Origin of the sequence: Cupriavidus gilardii (assembly GCF_008801915.1) — a bacterium.
Lineage (GTDB): Bacteria > Pseudomonadota > Gammaproteobacteria > Burkholderiales > Burkholderiaceae > Cupriavidus > Cupriavidus gilardii.
Map to the genome: position 1 here is coordinate 169,222 of NZ_VZOV01000007.1, position 22,720 is coordinate 191,941.

A 22,720-nucleotide genomic window follows, 5' to 3' on the forward strand; every position below is an offset into this window, starting at 1 on the left:
GAGCTGTCGCCCCCGCGAACGCGGGAAGACGACATGCCCTTCGTACGATCGCTCATTCCATGCCTGGAAACCGCATGTCCTCGTACCTGATGAACCGCGTCTTGCGTGTCCACCGGTAGCCGAGCCAGATCGCCAGGAAGATCGGAATGCCGATATAGGTGGCGGCCACCGACCACCAGTCGATATTGCCGCTGAGGAAGGCCTGGTAGTTCTGTCCCAGCGCGATCACCAGGCACAGCACGAACGCGAAGATCGGACCGTACGGGAAGAACGGCGAGCGGTACGGCAGCCGCGACAGATCGAGGCCACGCCGCATCCAGCCCTTGCGGAAGCGGTAGTGGCTGATGGCGATGCCCAGCCACGCGATGAAGCCCGTCATGCCGGACAAGCTCAGCAGCCACAGATAGACCGCCTTGCTCTCGAACAGCGAGGTCAGGAAACACAGTGCGCCGACCGCGGTGGTGGCCAGCAGCGCGGGCATCGGCACGCCGTTGCGCGTGAGCCGGGCGAACACGCGCGGCGCACGGCCCTCGGTGGCCAGGTTGTACAGCATCCGCGTCGACGCATACATGCCCGAATTGCCGGCAGACAGCACCGCCGTCAGGATCACCGCGTTCATCAGGCCAGCGGCGAAGGCTAGCCCCGCATTGCGGAACACCAGCGTGAAGGGGCTGACGCCGATCGTCTGCACATCGCTCTTGAGCAGGCTCGGATCGGTATAGGGAATCAGCACGCCGATCACCGCGATGGCCAGCACGTAGAACAGCAGGATGCGCCAGAACACCTGCCGCACCGCGCGCGGAATATTGCGCGCCGGGTCGGCCGATTCGCCGGCGGCGACGCCGATCAGCTCGGTGCCCTGGAACGAGAAGCCGGCGATCATCGCCACGCCGATCATCGCGGGCAGGCCGCCGACGAAGGGCGCATCGCCCAGCGTCAGGTTGGCCAGGCTGGCCGGCACGTCGCCGCGCAGGATGCCGAAGATCATCAGCGTGCCGATCGCGATGAACGCGATCACGGTCACCACCTTGACCAGCGAGCACCAGTATTCGGCCTCGCCGAAGCCGCGTACCGAGATCGCGTTGAGCCCGAACATCAGCGCGAGGAACAGTCCGCTCCACAGCACGCCCGGTGTATCGGGGAACCAGTACTGCATCACCAGCTGCGCGGCCGCCAGCTCCACCGCGATCGTCACCGCCCAGTTGTACCAGTAGTTCCAGCCGAGCGCGAAGCCGAAGCCCTCGTCGACATACATCGAGCCGTAGGTCGAGAACGAGCCGGCCACCGGCATATAGGCGGCCAGCTCGCCCAGGCTCGTCATCAGGAAGTAGACCATCGCGCCGATCAGCAGATACGCGGCCAGCGCACCGCCGGGGCCGGCCTGGGCGATGGTCGCGCCGGAGGCGACGAACAACCCGGTACCGATCGAGCCGCCGATGGCGATCATGCTCAGATGGCGGGCCCGCAGCTTGCGCTGCAGGCGCGGCGCGGCGGCGCCCGAGGCGGTGTCGCTGTCGACGCCGACGCCGGCGCCGCGCGAGTCTTGGGAAGCGGTCATGGTGAACACAGGAAGGCCAGCAATGGGGCGGCATCCTATAAGAAAACCCGCCGCCGGGATAGCCGGGCCGCCAACTCGGTAGAATCGTGGCTTCCCTGCCCGCGTGGCCTGGCGGTGCCCCGATGCGCCGCGGTCCCGACACCATGAAGCTGAACCTCGATTTCAACGACAGCATCCTGCTGCATATCGTGCTGAGCGTGCTCATCGTCCTGATGGGCGTGCTGCTGGTCAAGCTGAGCAACCGCTTCTTCGTCTCGCGTCAGTTGGCGGACCGCGACAATCTGCGCAGCTATCGCACCTGGACCGTGGCCTCGCGCAATCTGATCGGCGCGGTGGCCTTCCTGCTGCTGCTCGGCATCTGGGTCTCCGAACTGAAGAGCGTCGCGATCTCGCTGGCCGCCTTTGCCGCCGCGCTGATGATCTCCGGCAAGGAACTGGTGATGTGCTTCCTCGGCGCGTTCATGCGGATGATCGCGCGCCCGTTCCAGCTCGGCGATCTGGTCGAGATCGGCCAGTACGCCGGCGAGGTCATCGACATGGACGCGCTGACGACCACGCTGGTCGAGGTCGCGCCGACGCGGCAGTTCACCGGCTTCACGGTGCAGGTGCCCAACAGCCTGCTGCTGACCGTCGCGGTGCGCAACCATTCGCAGGCGGGCAAATACACGCTGGACACGGTGCGCATTCCGCTGGCCGCGCAGTGCGACCCGGACCGCATCGAGGCGGAACTGCTGGACATCGCCCAGCAGGCCTGCGAGCCGTTTCTCGAGGCCGCGGGCCAGAGCCTGCGCCGCTATGGCGATACGCGCTTCCTGGACCTGTCGCAGTTCGCGCCGCGCGTGATGTTCGAACCGGTTGGCACCGACCGGCTCGATGCGATCGTGCGTTTCCCCGCGCCGGTGGGCGGGCGGCTGCCGGTGGCGCAGCAGATCATCCGGCGCTTCTATCGACAGCGGATCAACGACAGCAAGCAGGCAGGCGGCGATGTCGCCGCCGAGGCCGGGACCGGGAACGAAAAGCGGGAAGCCGAACGACGCGAGGCCGCCGAGGATCGGGCGCGGATGGCGCGCTCGGTACGGCCCGGCGCGGCCGGCAGCCCTGGCAACCCGGACACCAGCGGGCCGCCCGCCTCGTCGCCGGCGTTCTGATCGCCGGCCAGGGCCAATGGGTCCCTGCCTTCGCGGGACGACGGGCCGGGGCCGGCCTCGCCTGCATGGCGCGTGCCGCGGCCGGTGACCGCACAGCGCTGCCGCTTCCCTGGCGCAGTGCGCCATGACCGCCGCGACGCTTGCCCTTACACTAGGGCGATCCGATGACGGCCCGCACCGCATTCAAGCGGTTTCCGCGCGCCTCTCGCCTATCCGTTCCAATCCGTATGAATCCATCGAACCCCACTCCGGACGCCGCCGCCGGCGCCCCATCTGCTGCGCCGGCGGCGCGCCCGCGCCCGCCGTCGCTGCGCCATGCGGCCAGCGTGCTGGTGCTGCGCGACGGCGCGGCCGGCATGGAAGTGCTGCTGGTGCGCCGACCCGAACGCCAGGACGATCGCAGCAGCGGCGCCTACGTGTTTCCCGGCGGCACGCTCGATCCGCAGGACAACCAGCTGCACGGCCTGTGCGAAGGGCTCGACGATGCCGCCGCCAGCGCGCGGCTGCGCCTGCCCGCAGGGGGACTGGACTTCTACCTGTGCGCGGTGCGCGAATGCTGCGAGGAGGCGGGCCTGCTGTTCGCCTACCAGCGCGACGGCGAGATGGTGGCGCTCGAACGCTTCGACGACGCGCAGCTGGCCTGGCTGCGCGAGGCGGTGCGCTACGGCGGCCCGGGCATCGCCGAGGTGTGCCGCCGCTTCGATCTGCGGCTGGCGATGGACAAGATGGCCTATATCAGCCACTGGCTGACGCCGCCGGGCCTGCCCAAGCGTTTCGACACGCGCTTCTTCGTCGCGGTGCTGCCGCCGGGCCAGAGCGCGATGCACGACGGCGTCGAGGCGGTCGACCATCGCTGGGTGCGTCCGTCGGAGGCGATCGCGCCGGACAGCGGCATGACGCTGGTCAACGTGACGCGCCGCATGCTGGCGTCGATCGCGCATTTCCCCACCGCGCAAGCTTGCTTCGACTACGCGCAGGGGCTGCGCGAGATCGCGCTGATCATGCCGCGGCTGGCCAATGGCCCCAAGGGCGTGCGCCCGGTACAGCCCGACGAGCCTCCCTATGCCGAGATCGCGCGCATCGATCCGGACGGGGCCGGCCATGGCCGCTATGCGCTCGAACCGGGCGTGCCGGTGCGGCTGTCCGACCGCGTCTGGCGCGTGACCGCCGACAACGGCAACGCGATGACGGGCCCCGGCACCAACACCTATCTTGTCGGCGGCGGCAAGCGCAACGAATGGGCGGTGATCGATCCGGGCCCCGACGACGAGGCGCATCAGCGCGCGGTGCTGGCCGCCGCGCCCGGCCCGATCCGCTGGATTCTGGCCACGCATACGCATATCGATCATTCGCCGGGCGCGGTACGGCTGCGCGAGGCAACCGGGGCTCAGGTACTGGGACGCCTGGCAAACCGGCCCGAGCGGCAGGACCCGACCTTTGCGCCCGACCGTGTGCTGGAGCACGGCGAGCGCATCGTACTGGGCGACATCGATCTACCGGGCGACGCCATCACGCTGCGTGTACTCCATACCCCGGGCCATGCGTCGAACCATCTGTGTTTCCTGCTCGAGCAGGAGAAGCTGCTGTTTACCGGCGACCACGTGATGCAGGGCTCGACCGTGGTGATCGGCCCGCCCGATGGCGACATGCGCGCCTATCTGGCCTCTCTGGCCGCGCTGCTGGACGAAGACCTCGAATGGCTCGCGCCGGGCCACGGCTTCCTGATGCCGCGGCCGCGCGAGGCGATCCGCCTGCTGATGCGCCATCGCCAGCATCGCGAGGCCAAGGTCGTCAATGCGCTGCGCGAGCTGGGACCGGCGCCGATCGAAACGCTGCTGCCGCGGGTCTACGACGACGTGCCGCCACGCATGCTGCCGGTCGCGCAGCGCTCGCTGCTGGCGCATCTGCTGAAGCTGCAGGCCGACGGACAGGCGCAGGAAGCGCAGGGCGACTGGCGCATGCTGCAGTAAGGGCCGCTCCCCGGCCTGGCCGATGCGCCGGCGCGCGCAACATCGCAGTGGATTCCCCGATAGCCCAACAAGCGGAACAAGGAGACACCATGAAAGCTGCCGTGCTGCATCAGCCCAGGACCCCGCTGGTCATCGAAGACCTCGCCATCGACAAGCCCGGCCCGCGCGAGGTACTGGTGCGTACCGCGGCGGTCGGCGTCTGCCATTCGGACCTGCATTTTCTCGACGGCGCCTATCCGTTCCCGATGCCGGTGGTGCTGGGGCACGAAGCGGCCGGCGTGGTCGAGCAGGTCGGCGCCGAAGTGCGCACGGTCAAGCCCGGCGATCATGTGATCACCTGCCTGTCGGCCTACTGCGGCCACTGCGAGCACTGCCTGAGCGGCCATCTGTCGCTGTGCGTCGCGCCCGATACGCGCCGCCGCGAAGACGAAGCGCCGCGGCTGCGCGCCAGCGGCGCGGCGATGAACCAGTTCCTGAACCTGTCGGCCTTCGCCGAGCAGATGCTGATCCACGAGCATGCGCTGGTCGCGATCCGGCGCGACATGCCGCTGGACCGCGCCGCACTGATCGGCTGCGCGGTGACCACCGGCTTCGGCGCGGTCGCGCATACGGCCGGCGTGCGGCCCGGCGAAACGGTCGCGGTGATTGGCTGCGGCGGCATCGGCCTGGCCACGATCAACGCCGCCGCGCTCGCGGGCGCCGGCCGCATCATCGCGATCGACCGCCTGCCCGGCAAGCTGGAACTGGCGCGCCGCTTCGGCGCCACCGATGTGGTCGACGCCAGCGCGGCCGAGCCGGTCGACGCGGTGCGCACGCTGACCGGCGGCGGCGTGCATCACGCGTTCGAGGCGATCGGGCTGAAGGCCACGGCGGAGCAGGTGTTCGCGATGCTGCGCCGGGGCGGCGCCGCCACCGTGATCGGCATGCTGCCGCCCGGCGTCAAGATCGAGCTCAAGGGCACCGACTTTCTCGCCGAGAAACGCATTCAGGGCTCGATGATGGGCTCGAATCGCTTTCCGATCGACATGCCGCGCCTGGTGGACTTCTATCTGTCGGGCCGTCTCGAGCTCGATGCGCTGATCGCGCAGCGGCTGCCGCTCGAGCGCATCAACGAGGCCTTCGACGAACTGCGGCGGGGCGAGCTGGCGCGCTCGGTGATCCTGTTCGAGCATTAGTCCGGCGGCGGGCGCGCCGCGATCCAGCGATGGCGCGCGCGCTGTGGGAAAATCCCGCCCGCGCGCCGCATCCGTCAGGCGCCGGCGAACGAGACGATGAAGACGATCGAATGGAAGGATTGGGAAATCTTCTGCCGCGTGGTGGAGGCAGGCACCTTCACGCATGGGGCCGAACTGGCCGAGGTGCCGAAGTCGTCCGCGAGCGCGGCGATCGCCCGGCTTGAAGCGGAGCTCGGCGGACGGCTGTTCGAGCGCAACACGCGCCGCGTGCGCGTGACCGAACAGGGCCAGCGCCTGTACGAACGCGTCGCGCCGCACTTCGCCGCATTGCGCGAGATCAGCGCCGAGGCGGCCTCGGCCAGCGAGCAGGTCAGCGGCACGCTGCGGATCGCCACGCCGTACGAGGTCGGCTCGCAGCATCTGGCCCCGAGCCTGTCGCGCTTGCTGACACTGCATCCAAACCTGAAGGTGCAGATCGATGTCACCTGGGACCAGCCGGATCTGCTCAAGCACGGCTACGACCTTGCCTTCGTGATGACCAACACCACGCTGCACGACAGCTCGTTTGCCAGCAAGCGCGTGGTGCTGGTCGAGCGCGCTTTCTATGCCGCGCCATCGCTGATCCAGGCGCGCGGTCTGCCGCGCTCCCCAGGCGATCTGAACGGCTGGCCTGTGATCGGCAATGCCGACGATCGGCGCTGGGAATTCGTGCAGGACGGCGTCGAAGTGGCCGTGCTGCCGGTCGATCCGCGCATTCGCACGCATAACGCCGAGATCCGGCTGAAGGCCGCGACCGACGGCCTCGGCGTCGCGCGCCTGTCGCCGAAGTTCGTCGACGAGCAGGTGCGCCAGGGCCAGCTGGTACGCGTGCTGCCGGCCTATGCGTCCTCGCCGCTGAAGGTCTACGTGCTGATGCCCGCGCGCAAGCTGATGCCGGCCGCGGTGCGGGCGCTGCTCGACGTGATGGAGCACACGGTCGGGGCCGCGGCGCCCGCGCGTGGGGCGCGGCGCGCGGGAAAGGTGGAGGCCAGGGCCGAACCCAGGGCCGAACCCAGGGACAACCTCAAGGCCTGATGCAGCGGCAGCTGGCCCGCTCAGAACGGCTGATCGCCGGTCCGCAGTTCGATGTCCAGCGTTTCGCCGATCGCCAGGATCTCGTCATCGTCCTCGGCGCGCGCGATCCAGCCCGCGTAGACGCCCGAACCGATCTCCCAGTGCCATAGCGTGTAGCCGGCCGTGCGCAACTGCTCGTAAGCCTGCTCCATCAGCTCGGGCACGCTGGTGCTCCCGAGGAAGTCCTCGTCGTCGGGGTCGTCTACGCCCCAATCCAGTACCACGTCCACACGCAACGCCAGCTGGTTGATGCAGTCGATAAAGGTCGCGGTGTCATGCTGTTCCACCTGGAAACCCGCTTCCCAGTCGACCACGTCCTGCACCACCGACAGCAGTTCGGCGCCTTCCACCGTATCGTCGGCTTCCTCCAGCGCTTCGTCGAGCAGCGCCAGCTGCTTCTCGACCATCGCGCCATCGTCGAAGTTGATCATGCCGAGCAGCCGTTCGACCGCCTGGCGCGACTCGTCGTCGATTACTCCATTCACGCCCAGTCCTCCCGCTTCCGTATGCCAAGCCAGTGTGCCGGCCCGATCCGCCGATCGGCTGCCGAACCTAGTCCGCCAGCTGGCCGATCTCGCGCAGCCCTCTTGGCGTGACCCGCAGCGCGCGCGACGACGGGGTGCGCTCGACCCAGCGCCGCTGCAGCATCGCATCGAGCATGGCCGCGCCCAGCGCGCCGCCAAGATGCGGCTTGCGTTCGCTCCAGTCCGGACAGGTGCAGGCGAACTGCCGCCGCTTGCGGCGCGCGCCATCCAGGTCCACGCCGAGCTGCACCATGCCGTGCGCGCCGTGCTCGGACAGTTCCACCGCGCTGTCCCGCACCACGATCCAGCCCGAACGCGTCATCCGCGCAAACAGGTCGACCGCCAGCTCGCCGGCCAGATGGTCGTAGCAGGTGCGCGCGTGGCGCAGCGTGGCCGGCGCGGTGCGAGATGGCGGCACCGCACGCAGGCGCGGCGGGCGGCTTGCCTGCGAGGCCGCGGCCAGCGCCTCGATCGCGACGCCGATCTCGGGCGCGGCCAGCCGGTAATAGCGATTGCGGCCATGCGTCTCGACCGCCAGCAGGCCGCCCTCTGCCAGCCGAGCCAGATGGCCGCTGGTCGACGAGGCCGACAGCCCTGCAATCAGCCCGAGCTCGCCGGCCGGTCTTGCGCTGCCATCCATCAACGCCCACAGCATCGCGGCGCGGCCCGGGTCGGCCAGCAGGCCGGCCAACTGACTGATGCTGGGAGCGTATTCCATAGTTCATTCCACGGTGAAACAACGATCGCAGTATAGGCCGATACTTGCCGATATCAACCTTGCCTTCTTGCCGTCCATCCCATGATCCCGGACCCGACAACGCCGCCCCCCGATCCGCTGGCGGCAGTGACGCATCGCGCCCCCTATCGCTACTATCGCGAACTCGCCCGGCAGCAGCCGTTTCACCGCGACGCCATGCTGATGCTGTGGGTCGCCGCGGGCCCGGCCGAAGTGGCGGCGGTGCTGTCGCATCCGGCGTGCCGCGTGCGGCCGCCGGGCCAGCCGGTGCCGCCGCCGCTCGCGCAGTCGCCGGCGGGGACCTTGTTCGCGCGGCTGATCCGCATGAACGACGGCCAGCGCCATGCGCCGCTGAAGGCGGTGCTGCAACGGCAACTGGCGACGCTGGATCCGGAGGACGTGCGCGCGGCCGCATCGGCATCGGCGCGTCTGTTGCCGGTGACGGACGATCACGCGGCGACCGCGAACCGCTGGACCGGTGCGCTGCCGGTGATCGCCATCGCGCATTTGCTGGGCTTCACTGCCGTGGATGACGACGTCACCGGCTGCCGGATCGCCACGCAGATCGCAAGCTTTGCCGCAGCCATGTCGCCGCTGGCGGGTCCGGCCGAGATCGAGGCCGGCATCGAGGCGGCGGCATCGCTGCAGACACTGCCGCTGCGTGCCGACACGCCGTGGGCAAAGGCGTTGTGCGCAGAGGCACGCGCCGCCGGTGTCGACGACGACGCGATCGCCGCCAACCTGCTCGGCCTGATGGTGCAGAGCTGCGAGGCCACCGCCGGGCTGATCGGCAATACGCTGTTGTGGCTCGCGCACGATGCCGCCGCGGCCGACGATCTGCCCACCACGGTGGCAACAGTGCTGCGGGCCGATCCGCCGATCCACAACACACGCCGCTTCATGGCGGAGGATGCGCGCGTCTGCGGCGTGCCGCTGCGGCGCGGCGACGGCATCCTGGTACTGCTTGCCGCGGCCGCGGCCGCTGCGTCGGAGGTCCGGATCGACAATGTCTCGGCTTCGGTCAATACGCCGGGCAAGCGCGGCGAGCGCCCCTGGACCTTCGGCCATGGCGCGCATCGATGTCCCGGCGACGCGCTGGCCGCGGCGCTGGCCGAAGCGACCGTCGCCGCGCTGCTGGCGCGCGGCATCGAGCCTGCCGTGCTGGCCCAGGCGTATCGTTATCGGCCGTCGCTGAACGCGCGGATCCCGCATTTCCTGTGATGCCCGCCTGCCGGGATTCCGATGACCGCCACGATTTCCATGAGGAGCCCCATGATTGCCGTGATCTTTGAAGTCGAATTCGCCCCCGGGCAGAAGGATGCCTATCTCGATATCGCCGCGCAGTTGCGCCCCACGCTCGACGCGATCGACGGCTTTATCTCCGTCGAGCGTTTCCAGAGCCTGAGCACGCCGGGCAAGGTGCTGTCGCTGTCGTTCTTCCGCGACGAGGCGGCCGTGCAGGCCTGGCGCAATACGGTCGAGCACCGCCATGCGCAGGCCGCGGGCCGCGGCGGCGTGTTCGCCGACTACCGGCTGCGGGTCGCGCAGGTGCTGCGTGACTATGGCATGCATCGACGCGAGCAGGCACCGGGCGACAGCCGTGCCGTGCACGATGCCGCGGTTGGCGGTCAGTGAGGGCCCGGCATGGATTCCCATACGCTGGTCGCACAAGCGCTGTTCATCGGCCTGACGTTCCTGCTGGCGGGCTTCGTCAAGGGCGTGGTCGGGCTGGGCCTGCCGACGGTCGCCGTCGGCCTGCTCGGGTTGGTGATGCCGCCGATGCAGGCTGCTGCGCTGCTGGTCGCGCCGTCGATGGTGACCAATGTGGTGCAGCTGGCCGCCGGCCCGCGCTTCGGCGCGCTGATGATGCGGCTCTGGCCGATGCTGCTCGGCATCGTGGCGGGCACGCTGGTGGCCGGCGCGCTGGCGCCGCCGTCGGCGATGCAGCAGGCCACCGCGGCGCTCGGGATCGCGTTGATCGCCTATGCCGCCGTCGGGCTGTCGTCGTGGCAGCTGAACGTGCCTGCCGCCCATGAGCGCTGGCTGGCGCCACTGATCGGCCTGGCCACCGGCGCGATCACCGCGGTGACCGGCGTGCTGGTGATTCCGGCTGTACCGTATCTGCAGGGGCTGCGATTGGCGCGCGAGGAACTGGTGCAGGCGTTGGGCCTGTCGTTCACCGTATCGACCGTGGCGCTGGCGATCAATCTGCTGATGCATGGCGTACTGGGGCAGGCCCCGGTGCTCGGCGCCTCGCTGGCGACGCTGATTCCCGCGCTGGCCGGCATGTGGCTGGGCCAGAAGCTGCGCAATCGGATCAGCGCGGCGCTGTTCCGGCGGCTGTTCTTCATCGGGCTGCTGCTGCTCGGGGCGGATCTGGCCTGGCGCGGCTGGCATTGACCGGGCGGCTGCCCGGGGCCGGCGATCGGCATGCCGCATAATGGCCTTCCGAGCCGTGGACCTTTCCACGGGCCAACTTGCAAGGCTGACCGATGCCGACCCAACGCCGCCGCACCGTCAATCCGTGGGCCAAGCTTGGCAAGACCGCTGCCCGCCAGATGCAGCAGATGCAGCGCGCGGTCGCGCGCAACGTCACCAAATCGGTAGCGCGCACCGTCGCCAATACGGTCGCGCACTCCGTTACGCAGGCCGCGCATCAGGGCAAGGAAGCGCGGCGCGTGCTGTCCGGTGTCGCCTCGCCGGTGCCGGCGCCGGCGAGCCGCGGCGGCGGCCGCTGGCTGGAGGGCATCTGGGGCTTCGGGCCGCTGGCGCAGCGCCACTATCGGCTGTTCATTCCTTCGGGAGTCGGCGCGTCGCGGCCCGCGCCCTTGCTGGTGCTGCTGCATGGCTGCGGGCAGGATGCCGCCAGCTTTGCCGCCTGCACCCGCGTGGCGGCGCTGGCGCGGGCGCGCCGCTGCATCGTGCTGCTGCCTGAGCAGTCCTCGCGCGCCAATGCGCACCGCTGCTGGAACTGGTTCCGGGGCGAGGCGCAGGCCGCGGCGGAGGCCGGCCTGCTGATGGGGATGATCGACCATGTCTGCCGCATGCATCCGGTGCAGCCAGAGCGGGTGCATCTGCTGGGACTATCCGCCGGCGGCGCGATGGCGTTGATGCTGGCGCTGCGCTATCCCGACCGCTTCGTCGCGGTGGGTTCGCACTCCGGAGCGGCCCCGCATCTGGCCCGCAATGCCACGCAGGCAGGCCGCGTGATGCGCGGCTCGCTGAACGGACACACGGCCGCGCAGCTGCAGGCGCTGCGGCTGCAATTGCATGGCAGGATGCCGCCGCCGCTGCTGCTGATCCATGGCGATGCCGATCGTGTGGTCGCCTACGACAACGCGATCGCCAGCGCGACGCTGTGGTTGTCGCTGTCGACCCCGGGCGCGTTGCCGGCCGCGGCGGCCCAGCCGTCGGTGCGCGTGCTGCGGCGGGGCGAGCGCCGACCGGTCGTGGTGCATGACTGGCGCCGCGACGGCGGGCTCCATATCCGGCTGGTACGTGTCGACGGCCTGGGCCATGCGTGGAGCGGTGGCGCGGCCAGCCAGGCCTATGCCGATCCGGCGGGACCCGATGCGCTGCGGATCGCATGGGCGTTCTTTGCCGCGGTCGCGCCGGCACCCGTACGACGGCGCGCGGTCGCCTGAGCGTGGCTCGCTCAGTCCTGCCGCCGCGCGCCGGGCGCGACGATTTCGACATCGGATTGCGCGCAGGCCACGCAGGGCAGCAGATAGCCGTCGTGCTTCTCGTCGGGACTCAATCCCGGCCATTCGATCCGATAGCGGATGCTGCCGGATGCCAGCCGGCACAGGCAGGCGCGGCAGGTGCCGTTGCGGCAGGAACTGGGCAGGCGAATGCCGGCGCGCAAGGCGGCTTCCAGGATCGATTGCGTCGGCTCGGCGGCGAACTCGAGCCCCGCGGGGGCGATACGCACGCGCAGCGGCGGCGCGTCGTTCGGCTCGCTCGTCGGCTTGCTCGTCGGCTCGCTGGACACCTCGCTCATCGGCGTCCCTCGTTGTCCTGATCCATCCGCGGAAACTGCGCGCGGCCATGTGTCGCATTGCGCAACGCCATCTGCGCGGCTTCGACTTCGCTGGCGGGCAGCGTGACGATCAGCCTGACCGTCGAACCATGGGCGCTGTCGGCCAACGTGTGACCGGTCTGTTCGAGCCAGCGTCGCACGCGTGCCTCGTCGGCATAGTCGACCTCGACGGCGAAGCTCGCATACGCGATGCGCTCGACCCGTTCGGCGGTCTTCAGCGCGGCGGCGATCGCATCGGTATAGGCGCGCACCAGTCCGCCCGCGCCGAGCTTGATGCCGCCGTAGTAGCGCACCACCGCGGCCAGCACGCCATCGAGCTCGTGATGGCGCAGCACTTCGAGAATCGGCCGCCCCGCGGTGCCCGACGGCTCGCCGTCGTCCGACATGCCCGACTGTCCGCCGGCCAGCAGCGCCCAGCAGACATGCGTGGCGGCGGGATGCTCGGCACGCAGCGTCTGCACGACCCGCATCGCTTCGTCGCGATCGGCGACCGGCACGGCAACGGCGAGAAAGCGGCTCTTGCGGATATCGAGCTCGGCGTGGACGGGTGAGGAGAGGGTGTACGTGGGCAAGGCGGCGACAGCGGGGAAATGGCAACGGCGAGGCCAGTGTATCGCAGTGGCGATTCGGCTCGACGGAGAGCCCGTTGCTGGTAGGCTGTCAGCCTCGCCGTTCGAACCGGCTGCCTGATCGACTGATACCCATGCCGCCTGACCACGTCCATCCCGACCACCGCCGCATCGCCCCCGCCGCCGAGCGCAACCGCGAACCGATTCTCGAGGTGCTGCGGCGCGTCCTGCCGCCGGCCGGCACCATTCTCGAGATCGCCAGCGGCACCGGCCAGCACGCCAGGCACTTCGCCGCGGCCAATCCGGAATGGGTCTGGCAGCCCAGCGACCCGGATCCGGCGGCGCGCCATTCGATTGCGGCGTGGAAAGCGGAGGCGGGTTTGCCGAATCTGCGCGACCCGCTGGCGCTGGACGTGGGCCAGGCCGACTGGGGCATCGACCATGCCGATGCCGTGGTCTGCATCAACATGATCCATATCGCGCCGTGGCGGGCCGCCGAAGCGCTGTTCGCCGGCGCCGCGCGCTTGCTGCCTGCCGGCGGCGTGCTCTACCTGTACGGACCCTACCGTCGCGACGGCCAGCACACGTCGCCGAGCAACGCGATCTTCGACGAGCAGCTGCGCGCAAGCGATGCGTCCTGGGGCGTGCGGGAGATGGAGGCGGTGATAGCACTGGGCGACAGCGTCGGGCTGCGCTTCGAGGAAGCGGTGCCGATGCCGGCGAACAACTTCAGCGTGGTGTTCCGCAAGAACTAGCGCGAGCGCGGCCGCGCATCACGCCGAGCACCCTCCGGCACCAGGCTGTCAGCCCCGCACCAGCATCACCACCGCGATCGCGATCAGGCAGGCCGAGAACCACGCGCGCAGCTGGCGTTCGGGCATCCGGTGCGCCAGCGCGACGCCCCACGAGATCGTCAGCATGCCGCCCAGCGACAGCGGGATGCCGCTGGCCCAGTCGACGTGGCGCGCCTGCGCATAGGTCGCCAGCGCGACGACCGCACCGGGGGTGACCAGCGCCAGCGCCAGCCCCTGGGCCGCCGCCTGGCGAAAGCCGAACAGGCCGACCAGCGCCGGCGCCGCGACCACGCCGCCGCCCACGCCAAAGAACCCGGACATCGCGCCGCCGACCACGCCGACCGCCGGAATCCAGCGCGGCGACAGCCGCTGCTGCTGGGCCGTGACCGCGCGTCCGGGCAACAGCCGCCACAGGAAATAGGCGGCCATGCCGATCATGAACAGCGCGAAGATCCGCCGCAGCAGCACCGCGTCCATCTCCGTCGCCAGCCGCGCGCCCACATAGGTGGCGAGCACCGCGGACAGGCCGAGCACCAGCGCGGTACGCAGCGCGATATCGGCGCGGCGGCGGTACTGCCAGAAGCCGATCAGCACATTGGGGGCGATCATCACCAGCGCGGTGCCCTGCGCCAGTTGCTGGTCCATGCCATAGAGCAGGCCCAGCGCGGGGATCGCGATCAGGCCGCCGCCGATGCCGAACAGCCCGCCGACCGCGCCGAGCGCACCGCCAAGAAGAAACGTCAACAGTGCGGGGAGCAGCGGAATATCGGGCATCGTCGGTCGAGGTTGGCGTGGCGGGCGCCACCGCGGCGCCTCGCACAAAGGTATCGATCATAAAACATGGACGCACGGCGCACACGGCCGATCTCAGGGCATTCCCTCGGAATCGCGCGCTGCAAGCTAATCGTCAAGAACTTGAAAGCCGATTGAAATCCCGTTTCGCTCCAATGCCGCCGGAGATCGTGCCAGGCCCCGCCGATAGCGCGCCAACAGCGCCAGCAGCGGCGGCCGCACGGTCGCGTCGCGCCGGCATTGCACCGGCGCGCTTCGTGTCTGCGTTGCCTGAATCGAGCCTGTCATCGTGCATGTCCGTCGTCATCGCTGTGCCCATCTCCGCCTGTTGCTCGCGGCGATCGCTGCCTCGCTGCTGCTGGGCGCGCCGGCCCGCTTCGCCGCCGCTGCGCCGCCGTCCACTGCCGTCGCAACGCAGCCGGACGGCGAATGCCGCGCGCCCGGCGCCGGCGCGACGCTGACGTTGTCCGAGGCGCGCGCGCTCGCGCTGCGCTGCAATCCGGAGCTGATCGCCGCACGCCGGGCCGTGCAGGCCAGCGAGGCCGACATCCAGATCGCCGCGCAGCGTCCGAACCCGGTGCTGAGCGTGGGCGTGGAGAACATCAACCCGCACGCCGGCGTCGGTGCCGGCAGCTGGCGCAACAAGACCGTCGACTCGACGGTGCGCATCGACCAGGTGATCGAGACCGCCAACAAGGCCGGCCTGCGGGTCAGGACGGCGCAGGCGGCCAACGAGGCCGCTGGCCGCCAGGTGCAGGCGGCCACCGTGCAGCAGATCGCTGCGCTGGAACAGGCCTTTTTCGATGCGGCGGTCAGCCAGCAGCGCGTCGACGTGCTGGCGCAGACGCTGGCGCTGTACGAGCGCGCCCAGCAGGCCAATCAGATCCGCTACAAGGCCGGCGACCTGTCGCGCGCCGACGTGACCCGGCTCGAGCTCGACGGCCTGCGCGCCCGCGCCGACTTGCGCGACGCCCGCGCCGATCATCAGCGCGACCTGGCCGAGCTGGCGCAGCGCATCGGCATCGGCGGCACGCTGCAGGACGTCGCGCTGTCGCCGCAGTGGCCGGGCCTTGACGAGCCGGTGCCCACGCTCGACGAGCACGCGCTGCAGGCGCGGCCCGATGTTGCCGCCGCGCAGGCACGTCTGCAGGCCGCCGCGGCCGCGCGCGAGCTGGCGCGCGCGGGTCGCGTGCCCGACGTGACGGTCGGCGCGCAGGCCGAGCGCTATCCGGTCTCGGCCACCAACCAGCAGGGCAGCGGCAACAGCTTCGGCGTGTTCGTCAGCATCCCGCTGTATGTCCGCCACAGCTACGGCGGCGAGGCGCAGCGCGCCGAGGTCGATTACTACGCGGCGCTGGACGAGCGCAACCGCGTGCTGCTGGCAGCGGGCAACGAGGTCGGCCGGCTGCGCACCGCGCTCGATGCCGCGCGCGACTCGCTGCGCCAGATCGACGAGGCGGTGCTGCCCGCGGCCGAGCGCGTCGCCGCCGATGCCGAGTTCGCGTTCGGCAAGGGCGCAATCGGCGTGCTGGAGCTGCTCGATGCACGCCGCGCGCTGCGGCAGACGCGCCTCGATGCTGTGCAGGCGCGGGGCGCCTATGCCAAGGCGCTGTCCGCCTATCAGGCCGCCACGCGCACCGCAGATGGCCCGCTCGCCGGGGCCGCGGCCGGCCCTGCCGACCTGCCGCTGCAGGACGTCGCTCCCTACCTTTCCGTCCACTAGCCGGACATCGTCCGGCATTCCCGATCCCCGTCGCCATGACCCTCCGTTCCCTGTTGACGATCGTCCTGCTCGGCACCCTGCTGGGCCTGAACGCATGCGGCCGCAAGGCCGAACCGGAGTCCGAGTCGCCGCGCGTCGAAGGTGCGGCCATCATCTTCCCCGATACGGTCAAGTCCTTGCCCGGCGTTTCCGCCGAGCCGGTGCGGCGCGGCGCCGAACGCGTGCTGACGCTGCCCGGCCGGCTGGTCTGGAACGAGGACCGTACCGTGCGCGTGACCAGCCCGTTCGCCGGCCGCGTCGCCGAGATCCTGGTGCAGCCCGGTACCACCGTCGCCGCGGGCCAGCCGCTGGCACTGCTGTCCTCGCCCGACTTCGGCGCGGCGCAGGCCGACGCGCGCAAGGCGGCCGCCGATGCCGCACTGGCGTCCAAGGGGCTGGCGCGGCAACGCGAGCTGTATGGTGCCGGCATCGTCGCGCAGAAGGACCTGGAGCAGGCGCAGGCCGAGGCCGCGCGCGCCAGTGCCGAACTGCAGCGTGCGCAGGCGGCGCTGCGGCAGGTCGGCGGTGAACTGGGCAAGCCGGGGAGTGTGGGCGTTGGCGCGCCGGATCGCTTCGCGCTGCGCGCGCCGATCTCGGGCCTGGTGGTCGAACGCAACCTGAACCCTGGCATGCAGCTGCGGCCGGACCAGCCGCCAGCCGCGCCGCTGTTCCTGCTGACCGATCCCGCCGACCTGTGGGCGCAGCTCGACGCGGCCGAGGCCGATCTGGCGCTGTTCCGCACGGGCGGCAGCGTGACGCTGAGCTCGACCGCCTATCCAGGCGAGTCCTTTCCGGCGAAGGTCGTCAAGATCGCCGACTACGTCGACCCCGCCGCGCGCAGCATCAAGGTGCGTCTGTCGGTGCCGAACCCGCAGCGCAAGCTCAAGGCCGAGATGTTCGTCACCGCGCGCATCGAGGCCGCCGGCTTCGACGGCATTGCGGTGCCCGCCAGGGCGGTGTTCCTCGCCGACAACCATCACTATGTGTTCGTCCGCGTCGATGCGCATCGCTTCGAGCGCCGCGAGGTCAAGATTGGCGCCAGCCTGCCCGGTGTCACCGAAGTGGTGTCCGGGCTCGAGGCCGGCATGCAGGTGGTGACCGAAGGCAATCTCTATCTGCAGGACATCCTGCGCGATGCGAGCGCGGCGCAGGCCGCGCTGCGCCAGCAAGCTCGATGAGGGCGGCCGCGGCATGATCTCGCGCATCGTCCATTTCGCGCTGCACCAGAAGCTGTTCGTCTGGATGGGGCTGGCGCTGTTCGTCGCCGGCGGCCTGGCGGCCTTCAAGAACCTGCCGATCGAGGCCTTCCCCGATGTCTCGGACGTGCAGGTCAACGTGATCACGCTGTATCCGGGCCGCGCGGCCGAAGAGGTCGAGCGCCAGGTCACGATCCCGATCGAGACCGCGCTGGCCGGCACGCCCAATTCGGTGCGGGTGTTCTCGCACACGCAGTTTGGCCTGTCCTATCTGATGGTGACCTTCAACGACAAGGCTACCGATGTCACCGCGCGCCAGCAGGTGATCGAGCGCCTGCGCGGCGTCGATCTGCCCGACGGCGTGCAGCCCGACCTGGCCCCGCTGTCGACCGCGATCGGCGAGATCTACCGCTTCCGGCTGAAGGGCAAGGGCCATACGCCGCAGGAGCTGCGCACGCTGCAGGACTGGGTGGTCGAGAAGAACCTGCGCCAGGTGCCCGGCGTCGCGGACCTGGTGACGATCGGCGGCACCATCAAGCAGTACGAGGTCAACCCGAACCTGGCGCGGATGCGCGACGCGCATGTCTCGCTGGCGCAGCTGTTCGAGGCGCTGCAGCGCGGCAACTCGAACGCGGGCGGCGGCGCGGTCGCGCAGGGGCGGCAGCAGTTCCTGCTGCGCTCGCTGGGCAGTTTCCGCAGCTCGGCCGATATCGCCAACGTGGTGGTCTCGGAGGTCAACGGCACGCCGATCCTGGTCAAGGACATCGCCGAGGTGCGCGTCGGCGCCGCGCCGAGGCAGGGCCTGATGGCGCAGGATGACGAAGAGGACATCGTCTCCGGCATCGTGGTGATGCGCAAGGGCGAAAATCCGTCCGAGGTGCTGACGGCGCTGAAGGCGAAGATCGCCCAGCTCAACGAGCAGATCCTGCCGCGCGGCGTCGAGATCGTGCCGTACTACGACCGCGCCGACCTGATCGACAAGACGCTGCACACGGTGTTCGGCAACCTGGTCGAGGGCGCGCTGCTGGTGATGGCGGTGCTGTACCTGTTCCTGGCCAACGTCCGTGCCGCGGCGATCGTCGCGCTGGTGATTCCGCTGGCGCTGCTGTCGACGTTCCTCGGCCTGACCTGGGTCGGCATTCCGGCCAACCTGCTGTCGCTGGGGGCGATGGACTTCGGCATCATCGTCGACGGCGCGGTGATCGTGGTCGAGAACATCTTCAAGCGCCTCGGCGAGCTGAAGGAGCAGAAGATCCGCGACAGCCGCGCACGGCTGCAGGCGATCGCGCGCGCGACCACCGAGGTCGGCCGCCCCACGGTGTTCTCGATGGTGATCATCATCGCGGCGCACCTGCCGATCTTCACGCTGCAGCGCCACGAAGGAAAGATCTTCGCGCCGATGGCGTACACGGTGACGGGCGCGCTGGTCGGGTCGCTGATCGTGTCGCTGACGCTGGTGCCGCTGCTGTGCTACCTGCTGCTGAAGAAGGACATCGCGCACCACGACAACGCGGTGGTGCGGCTGTGCAAGCGCGCCTATGCGCCGATGCTGGCGTGGGCGCTGGACCACAAGCGCGCGGTCGTCGCCAGCGCGGTGGCGCTGCTGGTGGTCACCGCCGGCGTCGGCAAGCTGCTCGGCAGCGAATTCCTGCCCGAGCTCGACGAGGGCGCGATGTGGGTCAGCTTCGACCTGCCGGCCTCGGTATCGACCGACGAGGCACGCGAGCAGGCGGCCCGGCTGCGCCGGACGATCCGGCAGACGCCGGAGGTCAAGTCGACCATCTCCAAGGTCGGGCGGCCCGACGACGGCACCGATCCGAAGCTGATCAATACGGTCGAGATCCTGGTCGACCTGAAGCCGGAAGCGCAGTGGCGGCGCGGCTTCGACAAGCGCCGCATCATCGGCGAGATCAACGCCAATCTGCGCAAGCTGCCCGGCATCGAGCCGAACTTCTCGCAGCCGGTGCGCGACAACATCCTCGAGAGCATCTCGCAGATCAAGGGCCAGATCGTCATCAAGGTGCAGAGCGACAGCCTCGAGCAGAACAAGCGCGTCGCCGACCAGATCCTCGCCAACGTGCAGACCGTCCCCGGCGTGATGCGGGCCTTCATCGACCGCGACGGCGAGCTGCCGCAGTATCTGCTCGACTTCGACCGGGCCCAGGCGGCGCGCTACGGCATCAATGTGGCGGACGTGCAGGACCTGATGGAAACCGCGCTCGCCGGCAAGGCGGCCACCGAGCTGTGGGAGGGCGAGAAGCACTTCAGCGTGGTGGTGCGGCTGGCGCCCGGCGAACGCGCGCTGCCGAACCTGCCGAACATCCTGATGCAGACCGCCGAGGGCGCGCAGGTGCCGCTGTCGCAGCTGGTGCATTTCCATGCGGCGTCCGGCGCGATGAACATCAGCCGCGAGAACGGCCAGCGCACCACGTCGATCGGCGTCTTCATCCATGACCGCGACATGGGCAGCGTGGTCAAGGACATGCAGGCGCTGGTCGCAAAGAACGTGCGCGCCGACGACGTCAAGATCGGCTGGTCCGGCGAGTTCGAGAACCAGCAGCGCGCGATGGCGCGGCTGTCGATCGTGGTGCCGCTGTCGGTGCTGCTGATCTTCCTGCTGCTGTTCCAGGCGTTCAAGTCGTTCAAGAGCGCGACGCTGATCCTGTCGAACATCCCGTTCGCGCTGGTCGGCGGCGTGTTCGCGCTGTTCCTGACCGGCATTCCGCTGTCGGTGTCGGCGGCGATCGGCTTTATCGCGCTGTTTGGCCAGGCGGTGCTCAATGGCGTGGTGATGGTGACCTACTTCAACCAGCTGCGCGAGCAGGGGCTGCCGCTGCGCCAGGCGGTGCTGGCCGGGTCGATGGACCGCCTGAGGACCGTGCTGATGACCGCGCTGCTGGCGATGCTGGGCCTGTTCCCGATGGCGGTTTCGCGCGCGATCGGCTCGGAGACGCAGCGGCCTTTGGCGATCGTGATCATCGGCGGGCTGATCACCGCGACGGTGCTGACGCTGATCGTGCTGCCGACGCTGTACGAATGGATGGTCGGCCGCAGCTGGCCGGATGAGGCGGCGGAGGAGGAGGGGGAAGCCGTGGAGGTTCGGCGGGATGACGCGGCGGTGGTTTGAAGGATCGCTGTAAAACCAACTCCCTCTCCCAACCCTCTCCCCCGTGAGGGGGAGAGGGCAAACAACGCCCGTTATCCCTCGGCCCTCGCAACGTCCCTCACTACGCCGGCCCGCAGCATTTCGGCGATCTGCTTTTCGCCATACCCGCATTCCGCCAGCAACGCCCGCGTATCCTCCCCCAGCCGCGGTGAAGGCCGCACGTACCGCGCCGGCGTCTCCGACAGCTTGATCGGCAGCCCGATGGTCTTTACGGGCCCGGCCACGGGATGTTGCTGCTCGACCACCATTTCGCGCGCCAGCGTCTGCGGATGCGACAGCGCCTCGCCGATCGAATGCACCGGTCCGGCCGGCACGCCCGCGGCGTCGAACGCCGCCAGCCATTCGGCCGACGGCTTCGTGCGCAGGATCTCGGCCATGGCCGGCAGCAGCGTGTCGCGGTGGCGCATGCGGTCCGAGTTCAGCCGATAGCGCGGATCGGTGAGCCATTCGGGCCGGCCCAGCACCTGCGCGATCCGTTCCCAGTTCTTCTCGTTGGCACCCCCGACGATGATGTGGCCGTCCTGCGTCGGAAAGGCCTGGTGCGGGGTCGCCAGCACATGCGCGGAGCCGCTCGGCCCCGGCGATTCGCCGGTGGCGAAATGGATCGCCGCATGCCAGTACAGCTGCTGCAGTCCGGCCTCGATCAGCGAGGTCTCGACGATCTGGCCGCGTCCGGTCTTCTGCTTGTGCTGATAGGCGGCCAGGATGCCGACCGCCGCCAGGATGCCGGCATTGATGTCGGCGATCGAGTTGCCGGTGCGCAGCGGCGGACCGCCTTCCTCGCCGGTGATGCTCATCAGCCCGGTATAGCCCTGCGCGATCAGGTCGAAACCGCCCTTGTCGGCGGCCGGGCCGGTGCGGCCATAGCCCGAGATCGCGCAATAGATCAGGCCCGGGTTGATCTCCGACAGCACGTCGTAGCCGAGCCCGAGCTTTTCCAGCGTGCCCTTGCGGAAGTTCTCGATCAGCACGTCGGCGTCGCGGACCATCCGCAGCAGCACCTCCTTGCCCTCGGGCGTCTTCAGATCGAGCGCGATCGCGCGCTTGTTCCGGTTCAGCATCAGGAACGGTGCCGACACGCCGTTGATGCGCGGATCGCGATAGCCGCGCGCATCGTCGCCGCCGTCGGTCTTCTCGATCTTGATCACGTCGGCGCCGAGGTCGGCCAGCATCATGCCGCAGGTCGGGCCGGCCATGATCTGGGCCAGCTCGAGCACGCGCATGCCGGAGAGGGCGCCGGCCTGCGCAGTGCGTTCGGAATGCATGGGGGTTGCCATCGCTGTCCTTCGAGGTGGAGGCCGCTCAGCGGCCGTGGAACTCGGGCGTCTGCTTGGCCAGGAAGGCGCGGTAGCCGCTGCGGAAGTCCTCGGTGTCGAAGCAGTCGAATGCCTCGTCGCGCTCGCGCTCGCCCAGCGGCGTGCCGGCCGCCAGCTGGCGCGCGAACTTCTTGTGCCAGCGTGCGACCAGCGGCGCGCCGCTGGCAATGCGCTGGGCGGTCGCGGCCGCTTCGGCGGCGACCTGGTCGTCGGGCACCACGCGCGATACCAGCCCCATGCCATGCGCCTCGTCGGCGCCGATGATCCTGCCTTCGAACAGCAGCTCCAGCGTGCGCGACTCGCCGATCAGCCGGATCAGCGGCGCCATCTCGGCATGGGCCATCGCCAGCCCGAGGTTCTTGATCGGTGCGCCGAAGCGGCTGCCCTGGCCGCAGATGCGGATGTCGGCCATCGCGGCAATCTCCAGTCCGCCGCCGACGCAGATGCCGTGGATCTGCGCGACCACCGGATGCCGGCAGTCCTGCAGCGCCTGCGCGGTGGCGTGCATCACCTTGCCGTAGGCGGTGGCCTGCGCCTTGTTCGAGCGCGCCTGGGCGAACTCGCCGATATCGTTGCCGGGGGAGAAGGCGCGCTCGCCGGCGCCGCGCACGATCACGCAGCGCACGCCGTCGTCGGCGGACAGCGCGCGGAAGGCCTCGCCCAGCTGCTGCCACATCGACAGCGTCATCGCGTTGAGCTTGGCCGGGCGATTGAGCACGACGGTCGCGATCGGGCCGTCACGGAGCGTCAGCACCGGGCTGTCGTCGGTGTTGCCCTGGTGCGAGTCCGGGCGGGAGTCGGGAGAAGCGGAAGCGGGCGTCACGGTCATCGAAGGCGCTCCTGGGGGGTTGGCTGGCGGCTC

At 69.8% G+C, this 22,720-nt stretch carries 20 protein-coding genes; 12 read left to right on the forward strand and 8 right to left on the reverse strand.

Features of this window, described 5'->3' with window-relative positions; translation table 11 throughout:
• Window positions 1-52: 52 nt before the first annotated feature.
• Window positions 53-1,558 carry an amino acid permease gene (locus tag F7Q96_RS11590; protein WP_053824734.1) on the reverse strand — a complete coding sequence of 502 codons (1,506 nt, stop codon included), beginning with the start codon at window positions 1,556-1,558 and terminating at the stop codon, window positions 53-55.
• 143 nt (window positions 1,559-1,701) lie between these two features.
• Between F7Q96_RS11590 and F7Q96_RS11595 the strand changes: the two genes are divergently transcribed.
• From F7Q96_RS11595 to F7Q96_RS11610, 4 genes are all read left to right on the forward strand, one after another.
• The gene (locus F7Q96_RS11595) at window positions 1,702-2,706 is read left to right on the forward strand and encodes a mechanosensitive ion channel family protein (RefSeq protein ID WP_226994993.1); all 1,005 of its coding nucleotides are present in this window, start codon (window positions 1,702-1,704) and stop codon (window positions 2,704-2,706) included.
• Between the two features lie 227 nt (window positions 2,707-2,933).
• The gene (locus F7Q96_RS11600) at window positions 2,934-4,676 is read left to right on the forward strand and encodes an MBL fold metallo-hydrolase (RefSeq protein WP_193392497.1); all 1,743 of its coding nucleotides are present in this window, start codon (window positions 2,934-2,936) and stop codon (window positions 4,674-4,676) included.
• An 89-nt stretch (window positions 4,677-4,765) separates the two neighbouring features.
• The gene (locus tag F7Q96_RS11605; protein ID WP_053824483.1) at window positions 4,766-5,851 is read left to right on the forward strand and encodes a Zn-dependent alcohol dehydrogenase; all 1,086 of its coding nucleotides are present in this window, start codon (window positions 4,766-4,768) and stop codon (window positions 5,849-5,851) included.
• Between the two features lie 96 nt (window positions 5,852-5,947).
• Window positions 5,948-6,925 (forward strand): LysR family transcriptional regulator, encoded by a 978-nt coding sequence (locus F7Q96_RS11610; RefSeq protein WP_151022669.1) that lies wholly within the window; start codon window positions 5,948-5,950, stop codon window positions 6,923-6,925.
• A 20-nt stretch (window positions 6,926-6,945) separates the two neighbouring features.
• Here the strand turns inward: F7Q96_RS11610 and F7Q96_RS11615 are convergent, their stop codons facing one another.
• Together F7Q96_RS11615 and F7Q96_RS11620 are read right to left on the reverse strand one after the other, a co-directional pair.
• Complete coding sequence (locus F7Q96_RS11615) at window positions 6,946-7,449, reverse strand: DUF6630 family protein (protein ID WP_144425998.1); 504 nt, start codon at window positions 7,447-7,449, stop codon at window positions 6,946-6,948.
• 67 nt (window positions 7,450-7,516) lie between these two features.
• Window positions 7,517-8,206: an ArsR/SmtB family transcription factor gene (locus F7Q96_RS11620; protein ID WP_053824482.1), complete on the reverse strand. Its 690-nt coding sequence runs from the start codon at window positions 8,204-8,206 to the stop codon at window positions 7,517-7,519.
• A gap of 81 nt (window positions 8,207-8,287) precedes the next feature.
• Here F7Q96_RS11620 and F7Q96_RS11625 point away from each other — a divergent pair, with 81 nt between their 5' ends.
• The 4 genes from F7Q96_RS11625 to F7Q96_RS11640 all read left to right on the forward strand — a co-directional run bounded on the left by F7Q96_RS11625 (window position 8,288) and on the right by F7Q96_RS11640 (window position 11,868).
• Complete coding sequence (locus F7Q96_RS11625) at window positions 8,288-9,445, forward strand: cytochrome P450 family protein (protein WP_053824481.1); 1,158 nt, start codon at window positions 8,288-8,290, stop codon at window positions 9,443-9,445.
• 51 nt (window positions 9,446-9,496) lie between these two features.
• On the forward strand, window positions 9,497-9,859 hold the full coding sequence (locus F7Q96_RS11630) for an antibiotic biosynthesis monooxygenase family protein (RefSeq protein ID WP_053824480.1): 363 nt from the start codon (window positions 9,497-9,499) through the stop codon (window positions 9,857-9,859).
• Window positions 9,860-9,868: 9 nt separating this feature from the next.
• The gene (locus F7Q96_RS11635) at window positions 9,869-10,624 is read left to right on the forward strand and encodes a sulfite exporter TauE/SafE family protein (RefSeq protein ID WP_053824479.1); all 756 of its coding nucleotides are present in this window, start codon (window positions 9,869-9,871) and stop codon (window positions 10,622-10,624) included.
• Between the two features lie 92 nt (window positions 10,625-10,716).
• A complete protein-coding gene (locus F7Q96_RS11640) occupies window positions 10,717-11,868 on the forward strand; it encodes an extracellular catalytic domain type 1 short-chain-length polyhydroxyalkanoate depolymerase (RefSeq protein ID WP_151022671.1) in 1,152 nt (383 codons plus the stop codon).
• An 11-nt stretch (window positions 11,869-11,879) separates the two neighbouring features.
• On the opposite strand, the gene F7Q96_RS11645 is transcribed toward F7Q96_RS11640, so the two are convergent.
• Together F7Q96_RS11645 and F7Q96_RS11650 are read right to left on the reverse strand one after the other, a co-directional pair.
• Window positions 11,880-12,224: a 2Fe-2S iron-sulfur cluster-binding protein gene (locus F7Q96_RS11645; RefSeq protein WP_053824478.1), complete on the reverse strand. Its 345-nt coding sequence runs from the start codon at window positions 12,222-12,224 to the stop codon at window positions 11,880-11,882.
• Window positions 12,221-12,835 (reverse strand): IMPACT family protein, encoded by a 615-nt coding sequence (locus F7Q96_RS11650; RefSeq protein WP_053824477.1) that lies wholly within the window; start codon window positions 12,833-12,835, stop codon window positions 12,221-12,223. The genes F7Q96_RS11645 and F7Q96_RS11650 overlap by 4 nt, the downstream gene beginning before the upstream one ends.
• A 131-nt stretch (window positions 12,836-12,966) precedes the next feature.
• Here F7Q96_RS11650 and F7Q96_RS11655 point away from each other — a divergent pair, with 131 nt between their 5' ends.
• A complete protein-coding gene (locus F7Q96_RS11655; protein ID WP_053824476.1) occupies window positions 12,967-13,587 on the forward strand; it encodes a DUF938 domain-containing protein in 621 nt (206 codons plus the stop codon).
• Window positions 13,588-13,635: 48 nt separating this feature from the next.
• Here F7Q96_RS11655 and F7Q96_RS11660 read toward each other — a convergent pair whose 3' ends face one another.
• A complete protein-coding gene (locus F7Q96_RS11660) occupies window positions 13,636-14,400 on the reverse strand; it encodes a sulfite exporter TauE/SafE family protein (RefSeq protein ID WP_053824475.1) in 765 nt (254 codons plus the stop codon).
• A gap of 307 nt (window positions 14,401-14,707) precedes the next feature.
• On the opposite strand from F7Q96_RS11660, the gene F7Q96_RS11665 reads away from it, so the two are divergent.
• The 3 genes from F7Q96_RS11665 to F7Q96_RS11675 are packed head-to-tail and all read left to right on the forward strand — an operon-like array spanning window position 14,708 to window position 20,503.
• Window positions 14,708-16,141: a TolC family protein gene (locus tag F7Q96_RS11665; protein ID WP_390885729.1), complete on the forward strand. Its 1,434-nt coding sequence runs from the start codon at window positions 14,708-14,710 to the stop codon at window positions 16,139-16,141.
• 35 nt (window positions 16,142-16,176) lie between these two features.
• Complete coding sequence (locus tag F7Q96_RS11670; RefSeq protein WP_053824474.1) at window positions 16,177-17,358, forward strand: efflux RND transporter periplasmic adaptor subunit; 1,182 nt, start codon at window positions 16,177-16,179, stop codon at window positions 17,356-17,358.
• 13 nt (window positions 17,359-17,371) lie between these two features.
• Entirely contained in the window at window positions 17,372-20,503 is a 3,132-nt protein-coding gene (locus tag F7Q96_RS11675) for an efflux RND transporter permease subunit (RefSeq protein WP_053824730.1), read from the forward strand.
• Between the two features lie 71 nt (window positions 20,504-20,574).
• On the opposite strand, the gene F7Q96_RS11680 is transcribed toward F7Q96_RS11675, so the two are convergent.
• On the reverse strand, window positions 20,575-21,807 hold the full coding sequence (locus tag F7Q96_RS11680; protein ID WP_151022674.1) for a CaiB/BaiF CoA transferase family protein: 1,233 nt from the start codon (window positions 21,805-21,807) through the stop codon (window positions 20,575-20,577).
• A 37-nt stretch (window positions 21,808-21,844) separates the two neighbouring features.
• Window positions 21,845-22,687: an enoyl-CoA hydratase/isomerase family protein gene (locus F7Q96_RS11685; RefSeq protein ID WP_226994992.1), complete on the reverse strand. Its 843-nt coding sequence runs from the start codon at window positions 22,685-22,687 to the stop codon at window positions 21,845-21,847.
• Window positions 22,688-22,720 lie beyond the last annotated feature (33 nt).

What these genes read in the sequence shown, in the direction of transcription:
- F7Q96_RS11590 (WP_053824734.1), bottom strand. Translation starts at nt 1,558, where the DNA reads ATGACCGCTTCCCAAGACTCGCGCGGCGCCGGCGTCGGCGTCGACAGC.
- F7Q96_RS11595 (WP_226994993.1), top strand. Translation starts at nt 1,702, where the DNA reads ATGAAGCTGAACCTCGATTTCAACGACAGCATCCTGCTGCATATCGTG.
- F7Q96_RS11600 (WP_193392497.1), top strand. Translation starts at nt 2,934, where the DNA reads ATGAATCCATCGAACCCCACTCCGGACGCCGCCGCCGGCGCCCCATCT.
- F7Q96_RS11605 (WP_053824483.1), top strand. Translation starts at nt 4,766, where the DNA reads ATGAAAGCTGCCGTGCTGCATCAGCCCAGGACCCCGCTGGTCATCGAA.
- F7Q96_RS11610 (WP_151022669.1), top strand. Translation starts at nt 5,948, where the DNA reads ATGAAGACGATCGAATGGAAGGATTGGGAAATCTTCTGCCGCGTGGTG.
- F7Q96_RS11620 (WP_053824482.1), bottom strand. Translation starts at nt 8,206, where the DNA reads ATGGAATACGCTCCCAGCATCAGTCAGTTGGCCGGCCTGCTGGCCGAC.
- F7Q96_RS11625 (WP_053824481.1), top strand. Translation starts at nt 8,288, where the DNA reads ATGATCCCGGACCCGACAACGCCGCCCCCCGATCCGCTGGCGGCAGTG.
- F7Q96_RS11630 (WP_053824480.1), top strand. Translation starts at nt 9,497, where the DNA reads ATGATTGCCGTGATCTTTGAAGTCGAATTCGCCCCCGGGCAGAAGGAT.
- F7Q96_RS11635 (WP_053824479.1), top strand. Translation starts at nt 9,869, where the DNA reads ATGGATTCCCATACGCTGGTCGCACAAGCGCTGTTCATCGGCCTGACG.
- F7Q96_RS11640 (WP_151022671.1), top strand. Translation starts at nt 10,717, where the DNA reads ATGCCGACCCAACGCCGCCGCACCGTCAATCCGTGGGCCAAGCTTGGC.
- F7Q96_RS11645 (WP_053824478.1), bottom strand. Translation starts at nt 12,224, where the DNA reads ATGAGCGAGGTGTCCAGCGAGCCGACGAGCAAGCCGACGAGCGAGCCG.
- F7Q96_RS11655 (WP_053824476.1), top strand. Translation starts at nt 12,967, where the DNA reads ATGCCGCCTGACCACGTCCATCCCGACCACCGCCGCATCGCCCCCGCC.
- F7Q96_RS11660 (WP_053824475.1), bottom strand. Translation starts at nt 14,400, where the DNA reads ATGCCCGATATTCCGCTGCTCCCCGCACTGTTGACGTTTCTTCTTGGC.
- F7Q96_RS11670 (WP_053824474.1), top strand. Translation starts at nt 16,177, where the DNA reads ATGACCCTCCGTTCCCTGTTGACGATCGTCCTGCTCGGCACCCTGCTG.
- F7Q96_RS11675 (WP_053824730.1), top strand. Translation starts at nt 17,372, where the DNA reads ATGATCTCGCGCATCGTCCATTTCGCGCTGCACCAGAAGCTGTTCGTC.
- F7Q96_RS11680 (WP_151022674.1), bottom strand. Translation starts at nt 21,807, where the DNA reads ATGCATTCCGAACGCACTGCGCAGGCCGGCGCCCTCTCCGGCATGCGC.
- F7Q96_RS11685 (WP_226994992.1), bottom strand. Translation starts at nt 22,687, where the DNA reads ATGACCGTGACGCCCGCTTCCGCTTCTCCCGACTCCCGCCCGGACTCG.